Origin of the sequence: Micromonospora sp. GCM10011541 (assembly GCF_042650725.1) — a bacterium.
GTDB lineage: Bacteria > Actinomycetota > Actinomycetes > Mycobacteriales > Micromonosporaceae > Micromonospora > Micromonospora sicca.
In genome coordinates, this window is record NZ_JBHSBP010000049.1 from 290,111 (window position 1) to 302,268 (window position 12,158).

Here is a 12,158-nt window from a genome sequence, read left to right on the forward strand (position 1 = left end):
CCTGTGACTCCCGAACTCATCGCCGTGCTGGCGGTGATCGCGGTGGCCCTGGCGTTCGACTACACCAACGGCTTCCACGACGCCGCCAACGCGATCGCGACCAGCGTCTCGACCCGGGCGTTGACGCCCAGGATCGCCCTGCTGCTGGCCGCCGTCGGCAACTTCGTCGGCGCGCACTTCGGCGCCGGCGTGGCCAAGACCGTGGGCGACGGCCTGGTCACGCTCCCGACCGGCGTGGCCAGCCTCGGGGTGGTCTTCGCCGGGGTGCTCGGCGCCATCGCCTGGAACCTGATCACCTGGTACTTCGGCCTGCCGTCGTCCTCCTCGCACGCCCTCTTCGGCGGCCTGGTCGGGGCGACCCTGCTGGCCACCGGCGGCGTGGTCCAGTGGGCCAACATCGGCGAGAAGGTCATCCTCCCGATGATCCTGTCGCCGATCGTCGGCCTCACCCTCGGCTACCTCCTGATGCTGGCCATCCTCTGGCTCTTCCGGAAGGGGCAGCCGGGCAAGCTGAACCGCGGTTTCCGCTGGGCGCAGACCCTCTCGGCGGCGGCCATGTCGGTCGGTCACGGCATGCAGGACGCCGCGAAGACCATGGGCATCGTGGTGCTGGCCCTCTACACCGGTGGCTTCCAGGACGACAAGACGCACATCCCGGGCTGGGTCTTCTGGACCTCGGCGACCATGCTGGCACTGGGCACGTACGCCGGTGGCTGGCGGATCATCCGGACCCTGGGCCGCAAGATCATCGACCTGGGCCCGCCGGAGGGCTTCGCCGCCGAGACGGTGGCCAGCGCGGTGCTCTACTTCAACGCCCTCGTGCTGAAGGCGCCGATCTCCACCACCCACACGATCACCTCGGCGATCATGGGCGTGGGCGCGACCAAGCGGCTCTCCGCGGTCCGCTGGAACGTCGCCGGCAACATCGTGATCGCCTGGATCATCACGTTCCCGGCCGCCGCGGCGATCGCCTGCCTCTCCTACCTGGTGGTCCGGCCGCTGTTCTGACGCGCCGACCGCCCGTCGAGGGGCCCCCTGCCACGGCAGGGGGCCCCTCACGCGTGGTCGACGGGTTTGCTGCCACGGCAGTGGGCCTTCACGGGTAGTCGACCCCGATCCGCTCCCGGATCCCGTCCAGCAGCGCCATCACCTCCAGCGTCGTGGCGTGCGGGACCAGCGGGCTCTCGGTCAGCCCGGCGGCCAGGCAGCGCTGCACCTCGGCGGCCTCGTGCTGGTAGCCGCCGCCGGTCAGGTCGGCGGGAATGGTCTCCGGTTCGGTCCCGAGCCGGTGCAGCACGGCCGAGCCGGGCCGGTAGAAGGGCTCGGGCAGGTCGACGCGGCCGGTGGTGCCGGTGATCGAGGCGGTGATCGCGGTCGCGCCGACCATGCCGCAGCTCAGCGTGGCGACCGCGCCCGAGTCCCAGCCGAGCACGATGCCGGTGTTCTCGTCCACGCCCTCCGGGCCGAGCCTGGCCCAGGCGTGCACGTGCTGCGGCACGCCGAGCAGCAGGTGGGCCAGGCTCACCGGGTACACCCCGAGGTCGAGCAGCGCGCCGCCGCCCAGCGTCCGGGCCCGCATCCGATGCTCGGGCGGGAACGGCCCGGCCACCCCGAAGTCCGCCCGCACGCTGGTCACCTCGCCGATCGCGCCGTCCGCGATCAGCTCCACCACGCGCAGGATCAGGGGATTGGTCCGCATCCACATGGCCTCCATCAGGAAGACCCCGCGGGCCCGGGCCGTCTCCACCAGCTCGGTGCTGGTGACCAGGTCCAGCGTGCACGGCTTCTCCACCAGCACCGCCCGTCCGGCGGCCAGGCAGGTCCTGGTCGCCTCGTGGTGGGCGGCGTGCGGGGTGGCCACGTAGATCACGTCCAGGTCCGGGTCCGCGGCCAGGCCCGCCCAGGAGCCGTACGCCCGGGGGATGCCGTGCCGGGCGGCGAACAGCTCGGCGCTCGCCGGCGTACGCGAGCCGACCGCGACCAGTTCGGCTCCCGGCACCAGCCGCAGGTCCTCGGCGAAGCGGCCGGCGATGTGCCCGGTGGCCAGGATTCCCCAACGCGTCATGCCGGCACGCTATCCCGGCCCGCCCGGGCGCCGGGAGGATGATCCACCGGTCGGGAACTAGGCTCGCGGGATGACGATCGACGGCTTCACCGCACCCCCCGCCCTGGTGGAGCACGCCCGGCGGTTCCGCGCCGAGGGCGGCACCCCGGCGGTGCCCCGGGTCGCGGCCACCGTGCTGCTGCTCCGCCCCGCCGGCGCCGACTTCGAGGTGTACGTCATCCGCCGGGTCGCCGCGATGGCCTTCGGTGGCATGTACGCCTTCCCCGGCGGCGGGGTGGACCCCTCCGACTCCCAGATCCACCTGGACTGGGCCGGCCCGGAGCCGGCCGAGTGGGCCACCCGCCTCGGGCAGCCGCCGGACGCCGCCCAGGCGGTGGTCTGCGCCGCCGCCCGGGAGGTCTTCGAGGAGGCCGGCGTGCTGCTGGCCGGCCCGGACGCCGCGATCGTGGTGGGTGACGTCAGCGGCGACGACTGGGAGACCGCACGACAGGATCTGGAGGGCCGCCGGGTGGGCTTCGCCGACCTGCTCGCCGGGCGGCGGCTGACGCTCCGCTCCGACCTGCTGCTGCCGTGGAGCCGGTGGATCACGCCGGAGTTCGAGCCGCGCCGCTTCGACACGTACTTCTTCGTGGCCCTGCTGCCGGAGGGGCAGCGGACCCGGGACGTCTCCGGCGAGGCCGACCACACCATGTGGGTGCGCCCGGCGGACGCGCTGGCCCGCGCCGAGGCCGGCGAGCTGACCATGCTGCCCCCCACGCTGGTCACCCTGGCCCAGGTGGCGGCGGCCGGCGACCTGGCCGGCGTGGCACGCGCCGCCGCCGCCCGCGACGCCGCCACCCCGATCACCCCCCGCCTCGACCTCCCCGACGACGGCGAACCCCGCTTCGTCCTGGCCTGACCCGCACCGCCCTCCGCGATCTTGCACTTTCGGCCCGGGCGAAACCGGCTTTCCGGGCAACGGGCGGGCCCTGACTGCAAGATCGGCGGGGGAGGGCGGTCAGCCCGCCGCGCGGAGGTAGCGGGTGGCGAGGGTACGCAGCAGGTCGGCCAGTTCCGGTGGGTGCTGGACGGTGAAGTCGGTGTCGAGGAGGCCGAGCCAGACCGATCGTCTCCAGGCGGTCCGCGCCGGTGTGCAGCAGGCAGCTCCGCTGGTCGACCGGTTCCACCGTGCCGACGGCCGGGTTGATCTGTTCGGCGACCACCTCGGCGGGGGCGTGCACCAGGATCCGCGCCCGGTGCCGCCAGGCTGCCGCCGACACCCCGCGCCGGACCCGGTCGACCACGTCCTCGGGCAGTTCCCGGCGCGCGAAGCGGGGACCATTCGGAGTGCGCGGGGTGATCCGGTCGACCCGGAACGTCCGCCAGTCGTCGCGTTCCGGGTCGAAGGCCACCAGGTACCAGCGGCGCCCCCAGTTGACCAGCCGGTACGGCTCGACGTCCCGGCGGCCGGCGGAGGCTGGCCAAGCTCGCACAGTGGTGGCGGACGTCCAGATCGGCGGAGAGCGTCGAATCGGCGAATCGCCCGAGGTTTGGGGGGTCAGCAGCGTGCATGTGCAGGTCGTCAACCACAGTGCCATGCCGATCCTCAACCTCTACATCGTGGCCAGCCCACAAGACCACGATGAGGTACCAGGGGACTCGCTCCCAGTCGTCGGACCCGGCGAAAAGGTCTTGAGCATCATCGAACTGTCGCCTGCGGTGCCGCCTCCCACGGTGGGCCGCAAGGAGGACATGATCGGGTCGGTAATCCGCTTCACGGACGCGGCCGGCCTCCAGTGGACCGCGCGCGAGCCGGGTCACCGGCAGGGGAAGTTGCTCTTCGAGCAGGTGACACCGGTGTTGTACGCGTCGTTGAAGTGCGTGTAGTAGGCGTCGTAAAGCGGGTGGGCGGTGCCGGTCTCCGGGGCCATCTTCACGAAGATCTCGTCGTTCTCGCCGAGCGCGTCCTGCGTCCGTTCTGCGAGCCCGTGTAGACGCGGTACTGCAGGGCGATGCCGTACCTGCCGTACGCCGCGAAGAACTTGTCGTGCACCTTGTCCTTGCGGCGGATGGCCACACCGGCGTCGAGGAGTTCGTTGTAGACCGACTGGCTCATGGCGATACCGCCGTCGGCGTTCGTACCGATGGCCATCCAGACCTTGCACCCGGCGGCGCGGAACCCGGGTGGCGAGGTTGACGAGCTGCGGACGCCCGGTGGTCACCGACGCCATGCCGACGCGCAGCCGGCAGTCGGCGTCCGGGGTCAGGTCGTTGAGCCGGGTGACGATGGTATCGGTCTGCCCCGCGCCCTCCGGGGAGGCGTACGCGTCGGCCGCGGCCGCCTGGTAGTAGCCGCGGCCGGAGGCGGAGTCGTAGTAGTCGTTGCCGCTGTAGTGCCGGCGGTTCCACATGTCGGTGAAGTTCGCGTTGAGCCCCGCGGCGAGCGTGGCGTCGCCGTAGACCGTGACGGCGTTGTTGAACGCGTCGGGGCCGGTGGCGTAGGTGAGGTTGCTCGACCCGAACCAGACGACGTTGCCGCGGGCCACGCCGTTCGGGTCGGTGGTGCTGGTGAACGTGAAAATCTTCGTGTGCATGTCGCCGTCGGCGCTGGTGCTGATGCAGCCGTGGCCGCCGCTGCTGTTGAGGCAGAACTGGTGGTTGGTGAGCTGCTTGATCGTCGTGACGGCCGGGTCGGTCGAGGTGGCGTTCTTTCCGTCGAGGACCACCATCACGGTGACGCCGCGACTCTGGGCATGCAGCAGCGCGTCGGCCACGGAGTCCACGCTGAGGGAGTGAATCATGGTCATGAACGAATTTCCCGGTGTCAATGCCCGGGCGCCGGACGTCCCGTGAACGGCGGTGTCAGCGCTGCGTGCGGTCGTCGATCTCGGTGCCGGACTCGCCGGGCCGGGCCCCGATCGCCTCCTCGGCGGCCCGACCGCCAGTGCTCTCGTCACCCAGGTCCAGACTGCTGCGGGGCAGGCCGGACAACCCGGCCGGATCCTGCGTCGGCTGGTCGACGGCGGCGGCCGTCTGCGCGCCCGACCCGCCGGCCGACTCGCGGCGTCCGACGCCCTCGGCGCGGTACGTGCCCGAGGTCGGTGCGCCGCCCTGCTCGGCCAGGTTGGTGTCGACCGGCCGGCCGTCCGGCTCGGCCAGTCCGGCCCGGCGCAACATCTCGACCAGCTCGTCGTGCGGCATCCGGTCCGTGTCCGGTATCCCCGCACCGCGCGCGATCGACCGCAGGGTCGTGAGGTCCTGATCCGCGAAGGTCTCGGCCATGCCGCTGGCTTCCCCCGTGCCGGGGACGGAAACCCCGGATCAGGCCCGCGCCGCCGACGTCACTCCTCGTCCTGTTTGTCCATCCCGCCGGTGGCCTCGTAGTGCCAGCCGTCGCCGGCCGGGCGAACCTTGCGGTACTCCACGTACCAGGTGCCGTCGCGCGCCTCGTGGGTGAATTCCACGATGTCGCCGGGCCCGTCGGGCAGCTCCCGCTGCACACCGTCGAGCGGCCCGCCGTGCAGATGCGCCAGTGAAGCCTCCGTGCCCCACAGCGCCTCCCCGTCGTCCTGCTCTTCATGGCGGTGGGGCGCTGTCAGGTGCTTGCTGGTGGCCGACATCCGCCGGTTCTTCGCGGCGTTGCGGTGAAGACGCCGAGGGGCGTCGGTCGACGCGACCGACGCCCCTCGCAGACCGGGAACCAGCGGCTCAGCCGAAGCGGCCGGTGATGTAGTCCTCGGTCTTCTTCACGCTCGGGTTGCTGAAGATCTTCTGGGTGTTGTCGTACTCGATCAGCCGGCCCGGGTCGCCGGTCTTCTCGATGGAGAAGAAGGCGGTCCGGTCCGACACCCGGGCGGCCTGCTGCATGTTGTGCGTGACGATGACGATGGTGAACTTGTCCTTGAGCTGGAACATCAGGTCCTCGATGGCCAGCGTCGAGATCGGGTCCAGCGCCGAGCAGGGCTCGTCCATCAGCACCACCTGGGGCTCGACGGCGATGGTGCGGGCGATGCAGAGCCGCTGCTGCTGACCGCCGGACAGGCCGGCGCCCGGCTTGCCGAGCCGGTCCTTGACCTCGTCCCAGAGGTTCGCCGAGCGGAGCGCCTTCTCGGCCGCCTCCTCCAGGATCGACTTCCTGCGGATGCCGTTGAGCCGCAGGCCGGCCACCACGTTCTCGAAGATGCTCATGGTGGGGAACGGGTTCGGCCGCTGGAAGACCATGCCGATCATCCGGCGGACCGCGGTGACGTCCACGTCCCGGTCGTAGATGTCCTGGTCGTCGATCGTCAGGCTGCCCTCGACCCGGGCGCCGGGGAGCACCTCGTGCATCCGGTTGATGGACCGCAGGAAGGTGGACTTGCCGCAGCCGGACGGGCCGATCAGGGCGGTGACCGTCTTCGGTTCGACGGTCAGGTTGATGTTCTCGATCGCCTTGAAGGCGCCGTAGTACGCGGTGACGTTGGTGGCTTCGATGCGCTTGGCCATGATGGCGGTACCTCCGGGGTTCATCGGCCGAGCCGGTTGCGACGGGCCAGCAACTTCGCCGCGATGGTCAGGACGAGTACGAGGGCGACCAGGGTCAGCGCCGCGGTCCACGCCCGCGCCGGCGAGTACTTCGAGGCCTCGCCGGCCTGCTGGTAGACGAACAGAGCCAGCGACGACTGGTTGTTCTCGAACGGGTTGAAGTTGATCGCCGCGCCGCCGCCGGCGACGAGCAGTACCGGGGCGGTCTCACCGGCGGCCCGCGCGATGGCGAGCATGATGCCGGTGACGATGCCCGGCAGCGCGGTCGGCAGAACAACCCGCAGGATGGTCTTCCACTTCGGCACGCCGAGGGCGTACGCGCCCTCCCGCAGCGGCGCCGGGACGAGGCGGAGCATCTCCTCGGTGGAGCGCACCACGGTCGGGAGCATCAGCACGCTCAGGGCCAGCGCCGCGGCGAAGCCGGAGAATCCCGGCCGCCCGTCGTTGAACCACGGCGAGACGATCAGCACCCAGAACGCCAGCACGAAGAGGCCGGTGACGATGGACGGGATGCCGGTCATCACGTCGACGAAGAACCGGATGGCGAAGGCGAACCTGCCCCGGCCGTACTCGACGATGTAGATCGCGCAGAGCACCCCGAGCGGGACGGTGATCAGAGTCGCGATGCCGACCTGCTCCAGCGTGCCGATGATGGCGTGGTAGGCGCCGCCGTTCGCGTCCCGGGCCCCGATGTTGTTCATCGAGGTGCCGAAGAAGTTCCCGTCGAGCCGTTCGACGCCCTTGCTGACCAGGGTCCAGACCACCGAGGCCAGCGGCAGCACCGCCAGCACGAAGGCCGAGTGGATCAGCGCGCTCCAGGTGCGGTTGCGGGCCGCCCGCCGCCCCTCGACCGCGTTCGCGGCGGTGAAGAGCCCGGCCAGGTAGAACAGCGCGCCGAGGACCACCACCAGGACGGGGCCGCCGATGCCGAGGCCGTAGACGACCCCGGCGGCGACCAGCAGGGCCGCGACGGCGATGGCGGGCGCGGCGTACCTCGGCAGCCGCTTGGCCCGCAGCGTGGCCGGCTGCGCCGGCGGCCGCGGGCGGTGGGTGGTGACAGTCGTTGTCATGCGGCCGACTCCGTGAACTCGCGGCGGCGGTAGATGATCGCCCGGGCGGTGATGTTGACGATCAGCGTGATCGCGAAGAGCACCAGGCCGGAGGCGATCAGCGCGCCCCGACCGGTGTCGTTCGCCTCGGCGAACCGGTTCGCGATGTTCGCGGCGATGGTGTTGCCACCGCTTTGCAGGACGTTGAACGAGATGGCGTAGGTGGAGCCGAGGGTCAGCGCCAGCGCGATGGTCTCGCCGAGCGCGCGACCCAGGCCGAGCATCACCGCGGCGATGATGCCCGGGCGCCCGTACGGCAGCACGGCGGTGCGCAGCATCTCCCAGCGGGTGGCGCCCAGCGCGAGGGCGGCCTCCTCGTTGGCGGTCGGGGTCTGCAGGAACACCTCGCGGGAGAGTGAGGTGATGATCGGCAGCACCATGATCGCCAGCACCAGGGAGCCGAGCAGGATCGAGTTCCCGTACGGGCCGTCGCCGAAGATCGGGATCCAGCTGAAGTACTTGTTCAGCCAGGTCGACAGGTCCGTGATCGGTTCGACGAGGTAGTCCCGGCCCCACAGGCCGAAGACCACGCTGGGCACGGCGGCCAGCAGGTCGATCACGAAGCCGAGGCCGGTGCCGATCCGGCGCGGGGCGTAGTGCGTGAGGTAGAGGGCGATGCCCAGCGCGACCGGCACCGCGACGAGCAGCGCCAGCAGCGCGGTGAGCACGGTGCCGAAGGCGAGCGCGCCGATGCCGAACTTGGGCGGGTTGTCGTTCGGGAACCAGCCCTCGAAGGTCCAGAAGTCCTCGGTGTTCGCCCGCAGAGCCGGCACGGCCTTGGCGATCAGGAAGACCGCGATCGCCGCGATGATGACCAGCACGGCGGCGCCGGCGGCGAGGGTGAGGCCGCGGAAGGCCCGTTCCGCGCCGAAGGCCCGGGCCTTGGGCAGGCCACCGCCGCCGCCCAGTCCGTTCCCGATCGGGGTACGAGGGTTGCCTGAGGTCTCGGCCACACGCGCCGAGGCACCGGCGGGCCAGTCGTGACCGGAGGTCACGCGGGTCCCGCCGGTGCCGGCGTGTGCCGAGCGGTGAGGGGTTTCACCCATCTGCTCGCTCGCTTCGAATTGAGGAGGTGGTGTTGCTCGGAGGAGGTCAGGAGAGGTTCTTGACCGCGGCCTCGACCTTGGTGCGGACCGAGTCCGGCAGCGGGGCGTAGCCCAGCTCGACCAGGTCGGCCTGACCCTCGGCGCTGGCGGCGTGGCTCAGCAGGCCCTTGACCAGCGGCAGCTTGTCGGCGGCCAGGCCCTTGCTGCAGACGATCTCGTAGGTCGCCAGGACGATCGGGTAGGCCCCGGCCTCCTTGGTGTTGTAGTCGATCGACATCTTCAGGTCGTCGCCCTGGCCCTCGAACTTGGCCCCGGCGATGGTCTTGCCGGCCGACTCGGCGGTGAGCTCGGCCCACTCGCCGGCGCCGTTCTGCACCTTGGCCTTCTTCAGGCCGCCGTTCTCGGCGTACGACCACTCGACGTAGCTGATGGTGCCGTCGGTGCCCTTGACCTTGCTGGCGACACCGTCGGACTTGGCGGCGCCCACGCCACCCGGGGCCTTCCACGCCTTGGCGTTGCCGAAGGTCCAGTCCGCCTCGGCGGTCTTGGCGAGGTACTTGGTGAAGTTGTCGGTCGTGCCCGACTCGTCGGAGCGGTGCACCGCCTGGATCGCGGTGGCCGGCAGCTTGGCGTCCGGGTTGTCGGCCTTGATGGCCGCGTCGTCCCACTTGGTCACCGTGCCGGCGAAGATCTTCGCCAGGGTGGCCGGCTTGAGCTGGAGGTTGTCCACGCCGCTGACGTTGTAGACGACGGCCACCGGGCCGATCACCATCGGCAGGTTGAGCGCCTGGCCGCCCGCGCACTTGGCGTCGGCCTGCGGCTGCTCCTCCGGCTTGAGGGCCGAGTCGGAGCCGGCGAAGTCGGCGGTGCCGGCGATGAAGGCCTGGATGCCCGCGCCGGAGCCGGTGGGCTCGTAGTTGATCGTGGTGCCGGCGCACTTCTGCTGGTACGCCTTGATCCACTCGGCCATCGCGTTCTTCTGCGCGGAGGAGCCCTGCGCGTTCAGCGTGCCCTTGCCGCAGTCGACCGCGGCCGCGGAGCCGGAGGCGGAGGTGCCGGTCGGCTCGTTGTTGTCCGAGCCGCAAGCGCTGAGACCGAGCACCGCAGTGAGAGCGAGGCAGGCAATGGCGCCGTGCCGCTGGAGCTTCACCTGAGGGGTTTCCCTTCACGTCTTTGGTCAGTCGCCCGGACGAGGCCGGGGGCCGGCGCTGACCGGCTGACCTGAAAGTTAGAAGTGCCAGGTGGACGGTTCGCCGGTCGGAAGTGAACGGAAGATGAACAGGTCCGTCCGACGGGGTGACCGTGGGCTGAGTGGGGGTTGTCCGTTAAGTGAACTCGCGGCCCACTATCGCTATTAATGCTATTTATCAGGACAGCCGTTACCGGGCCGAGCCCACCCCGTGACACCATCGTGACCGATCTTCCGGACGCGACGGTCGCCCGGAGGGCCGGGGTGGGGAGTCAGCCGAGCTGGTAGTTGACGTGGCCGGACCAGCGGGCGAAGCCGAGCCGCTCGTAGAGCGCCATCGCCCCCGCGTTCGACTCGTCGACGTAGAGCATCACCCGGTCCAGGCCCCGCCGGTCCCGCAGGTACGCGAGCCCGGCGGTGGTCAGCGCCTTGCCGAGGCCGCCGCCGTGCGCGGACGGGTCGACCCCGAGCACGTAGACCTCCCCGGTCCGGGCGGACCCGGGGCGCTCGTGCACCTTGGTCCAGTGGAAGCCGAGCAGCCGGCCGGTGGCGGACTGCACGGCGAGCAGGAAGCCGGCCGGGTCGAACCACGGCTCGGCGAGGCGTACCCGCAGGTCGGCCGGGGTCCAGCCGCCCTGCTCCGGGTGCGCGGCGAAGGCCAGGTTGTTGAGCGCCAGCCAGGCCTCGTCGTCCACGCCCGGCTGGAAGGCGCGCAGCTCCACCCCGTCGGGCAGGCGTACCTCCGGCAGTGCGGCGGTGAGCGGCCGGCGGAGCTGCCAGAGCACCCGGGCGCGGGTGAAGCCCAGGTCGACCGCGAGCGCGGCGGCGGACGGATGGTCGCCGTGCGCCCACGCGCGCAGTGGACCGGACGCCGCGGCCAGCACACCCCGGGCCAGCGCCCGGCCGGTGCCGCGCCGCCGGTACGTGGGGTGCACCACCAGCTCCACCCCGATGCCGCCGGTGGCGTCGGTGGTGTCCAGGTGGGCGTAGCCGGTGAGCGTCCCGTCGGCGGCCCGGGCGGTGAGGTGCACCGCGGGCGCCTCCGGGTCCCGCAGCCGGAGCAGCACGTGCTCGTCGAGCGGGTCCGCGCCGTCGGCGTCCCCGGCCGTGCGGGCCAGCGCCAGCACCTCGGCCACCTCGACCGGCGCCAGCCGGTCGGCGCGGGCGACACGGTCGGCGGTCGGCGCGGTGCTGCTCATCCCGTCACCGTAGCGGCCGGCGCCCGGCCGCTCGCGCCGGACGCGGGGACCGGCAGCGCGACTCCCGTCACGTGGTGCCGGTGGGCAGCGCCTCCAGTTGGAACCGGCTCATCAGCTCGGGCAGGAGGTACCGCAGCGCCGCCACGGTGCCGGCACGGTCCCCGCCGGCGTCGTGCATCAGCACGATCGCGCCGGGCGCGGTCTGGGTCAGCACCGTGGCGGTGATCTTCGCGACGCCGGGCACGGTCCAGTCGGCCGGGTCGACCGCCCAGTGCAGCGGCGCCATGCCCAGCTCCCCGCAGACCGACGCCACCCGGTAGGTCCAGGCCCCGCCGGGCTGCCGGTAGTACGCGATCGGCGCGCCGGGCACCGCGGCCCGGATCGCCTCGTTGGTGCGGAGCAGGTCGGCCCGGATCTCGTCGGGCGGGCGCGTGCCCAGGTCGATGTCGTGGTTCCACGAGTGGTTGCAGAGGGTGTGGCCCTCGGCCACGATCTGCTGGACCAGGTCCGGGTGGCTCTCCACGTTCTCGCCCACCACGCAGAAGGTGGCCTTGACGTTGTACTCCCGCAGGAGCGCGAGCACCTCGGGGGTGTACAGCGGGTCCGGCCCGTCGTCGAAGGTGAGCGCCACCCGGGAGGAGCCGGTGGAGACCAGGCTGCCGAAGGGCCCCTCGCCGCCGTCGGCGGAGGGCCGGCGGTCCTCCCGAGTGGGGCTCGCCGAGGGGGCCTCCGGGGAGTCGGCCGGGCTCGGCGGCTGGTCGCCGTAGCGCGGGCTGTTGACGCTCGCCGTCACGCCGGTGCCGTGTCCCGGCTGGTCGGGGAGGAGGCTGCGGCCCAGCGCGTACGCCGAGCCGAGCAGCGCGGCCGCCACCAGCGTCACGACCCCGGTGGCCCGCAGCGTCGACCGGGGCATCAGAAGCCCCGACCGTTCGGATCGGGGCCCGGTCCTGTCGTCGCCCCCGTGATGATCACGCCCACCGTCGCCCCCTTTGTGTCGACCCGGCAGTCAGCCTAAAACTGGGCAGGTCGGGCAGAACGGGCGAACGT

The 12,158-nt window shown here is 71.7% G+C and carries 14 protein-coding genes; 3 read left to right on the forward strand and 11 right to left on the reverse strand.

The window, feature by feature from the left end; translation table 11 throughout:
• Nucleotides 1-3 precede the first annotated feature (3 nt).
• Nucleotides 4-1,008: an inorganic phosphate transporter gene (locus tag ACFOYX_RS18475; RefSeq protein WP_109804641.1), complete on the forward strand. Its 1,005-nt coding sequence runs from the start codon at nt 4-6 to the stop codon at nt 1,006-1,008.
• Nucleotides 1,009-1,096: 88 nt separating this feature from the next.
• Here the strand turns inward: ACFOYX_RS18475 and ACFOYX_RS18480 are convergent, their stop codons facing one another.
• Nucleotides 1,097-2,065 (reverse strand): Gfo/Idh/MocA family oxidoreductase, encoded by a 969-nt coding sequence (locus ACFOYX_RS18480; protein WP_322443346.1) that lies wholly within the window; start codon nt 2,063-2,065, stop codon nt 1,097-1,099.
• Between the two features lie 70 nt (nt 2,066-2,135).
• Between ACFOYX_RS18480 and ACFOYX_RS18485 the strand changes: the two genes are divergently transcribed.
• Nucleotides 2,136-2,963: an NUDIX domain-containing protein gene (locus ACFOYX_RS18485; RefSeq protein WP_322443347.1), complete on the forward strand. Its 828-nt coding sequence runs from the start codon at nt 2,136-2,138 to the stop codon at nt 2,961-2,963.
• Here the strand turns inward: ACFOYX_RS18485 and ACFOYX_RS18490 are convergent.
• Nucleotides 2,908-3,642 carry a WYL domain-containing protein gene (locus ACFOYX_RS18490; protein WP_322443348.1) on the reverse strand — a complete coding sequence of 245 codons (735 nt, stop codon included), beginning with the start codon at nt 3,640-3,642 and terminating at the stop codon, nt 2,908-2,910. The genes ACFOYX_RS18485 and ACFOYX_RS18490 overlap by 56 nt on opposite strands.
• Here ACFOYX_RS18490 and ACFOYX_RS18495 point away from each other — a divergent pair.
• Nucleotides 3,539-3,931, forward strand: coding sequence for a hypothetical protein (locus tag ACFOYX_RS18495; RefSeq protein ID WP_322443379.1), 393 nt, complete (start codon nt 3,539-3,541; stop codon nt 3,929-3,931). The genes ACFOYX_RS18490 and ACFOYX_RS18495 overlap by 104 nt on opposite strands.
• Here the strand turns inward: ACFOYX_RS18495 and ACFOYX_RS18500 are convergent.
• The 9 genes from ACFOYX_RS18500 to ACFOYX_RS18540 form a co-directional block, all read right to left on the reverse strand.
• Complete coding sequence (locus ACFOYX_RS18500; RefSeq protein WP_322443349.1) at nt 3,862-4,851, reverse strand: phospholipase D-like domain-containing protein; 990 nt, start codon at nt 4,849-4,851, stop codon at nt 3,862-3,864. The two genes, ACFOYX_RS18495 and ACFOYX_RS18500, sit on opposite strands and share 70 nt — an antisense overlap.
• Nucleotides 4,852-4,906: 55 nt before the next feature.
• On the reverse strand, nt 4,907-5,326 hold the full coding sequence (locus ACFOYX_RS18505) for a hypothetical protein (RefSeq protein WP_322443350.1): 420 nt from the start codon (nt 5,324-5,326) through the stop codon (nt 4,907-4,909).
• A gap of 59 nt (nt 5,327-5,385) precedes the next feature.
• Complete coding sequence (locus ACFOYX_RS18510; RefSeq protein ID WP_322443351.1) at nt 5,386-5,664, reverse strand: hypothetical protein; 279 nt, start codon at nt 5,662-5,664, stop codon at nt 5,386-5,388.
• Nucleotides 5,665-5,752: 88 nt separating this feature from the next.
• The gene (gene pstB / locus ACFOYX_RS18515) at nt 5,753-6,529 is read right to left on the reverse strand and encodes a phosphate ABC transporter ATP-binding protein PstB (protein WP_109799705.1); all 777 of its coding nucleotides are present in this window, start codon (nt 6,527-6,529) and stop codon (nt 5,753-5,755) included.
• A gap of 20 nt (nt 6,530-6,549) precedes the next feature.
• Entirely contained in the window at nt 6,550-7,638 is a 1,089-nt protein-coding gene (gene pstA / locus ACFOYX_RS18520) for a phosphate ABC transporter permease PstA (protein WP_238454053.1), read from the reverse strand.
• Entirely contained in the window at nt 7,635-8,723 is a 1,089-nt protein-coding gene (pstC, locus tag ACFOYX_RS18525; RefSeq protein WP_322443352.1) for a phosphate ABC transporter permease subunit PstC, read from the reverse strand. Before pstC ends, pstA begins: the two co-directional genes overlap by 4 nt.
• A 46-nt stretch (nt 8,724-8,769) precedes the next feature.
• Complete coding sequence (pstS, locus tag ACFOYX_RS18530; protein WP_238454051.1) at nt 8,770-9,873, reverse strand: phosphate ABC transporter substrate-binding protein PstS; 1,104 nt, start codon at nt 9,871-9,873, stop codon at nt 8,770-8,772.
• A 311-nt stretch (nt 9,874-10,184) separates the two neighbouring features.
• Nucleotides 10,185-11,111: a mycothiol synthase gene (mshD, locus tag ACFOYX_RS18535; protein ID WP_322443353.1), complete on the reverse strand. Its 927-nt coding sequence runs from the start codon at nt 11,109-11,111 to the stop codon at nt 10,185-10,187.
• Nucleotides 11,112-11,178: 67 nt separating this feature from the next.
• On the reverse strand, nt 11,179-12,024 hold the full coding sequence (locus ACFOYX_RS18540; RefSeq protein ID WP_238454049.1) for a polysaccharide deacetylase family protein: 846 nt from the start codon (nt 12,022-12,024) through the stop codon (nt 11,179-11,181).
• Between the last annotated feature and the right edge of the window lie 134 nt (nt 12,025-12,158).

Excerpts from the sequence above, each read along its gene's own strand:
- ACFOYX_RS18480 (WP_322443346.1), bottom strand. The coding sequence starts at position 2,065 with ATGACGCGTTGGGGAATCCTGGCCACCGGGCACATCGCCGGCCGCTTC.
- ACFOYX_RS18485 (WP_322443347.1), top strand. The coding sequence starts at position 2,136 with ATGACGATCGACGGCTTCACCGCACCCCCCGCCCTGGTGGAGCACGCC.
- ACFOYX_RS18490 (WP_322443348.1), bottom strand. The coding sequence starts at position 3,642 with ATGGCACTGTGGTTGACGACCTGCACATGCACGCTGCTGACCCCCCAA.
- ACFOYX_RS18500 (WP_322443349.1), bottom strand. The coding sequence starts at position 4,851 with ATGACCATGATTCACTCCCTCAGCGTGGACTCCGTGGCCGACGCGCTG.
- ACFOYX_RS18505 (WP_322443350.1), bottom strand. The coding sequence starts at position 5,326 with ATGGCCGAGACCTTCGCGGATCAGGACCTCACGACCCTGCGGTCGATC.
- ACFOYX_RS18510 (WP_322443351.1), bottom strand. The coding sequence starts at position 5,664 with ATGTCGGCCACCAGCAAGCACCTGACAGCGCCCCACCGCCATGAAGAG.
- pstB (WP_109799705.1), bottom strand. The coding sequence starts at position 6,529 with ATGGCCAAGCGCATCGAAGCCACCAACGTCACCGCGTACTACGGCGCC.
- pstA (WP_238454053.1), bottom strand. The coding sequence starts at position 7,638 with ATGACAACGACTGTCACCACCCACCGCCCGCGGCCGCCGGCGCAGCCG.
- pstC (WP_322443352.1), bottom strand. The coding sequence starts at position 8,723 with ATGGGTGAAACCCCTCACCGCTCGGCACACGCCGGCACCGGCGGGACC.
- mshD (WP_322443353.1), bottom strand. The coding sequence starts at position 11,111 with ATGAGCAGCACCGCGCCGACCGCCGACCGTGTCGCCCGCGCCGACCGG.
- ACFOYX_RS18540 (WP_238454049.1), bottom strand. The coding sequence starts at position 12,024 with ATGCCCCGGTCGACGCTGCGGGCCACCGGGGTCGTGACGCTGGTGGCG.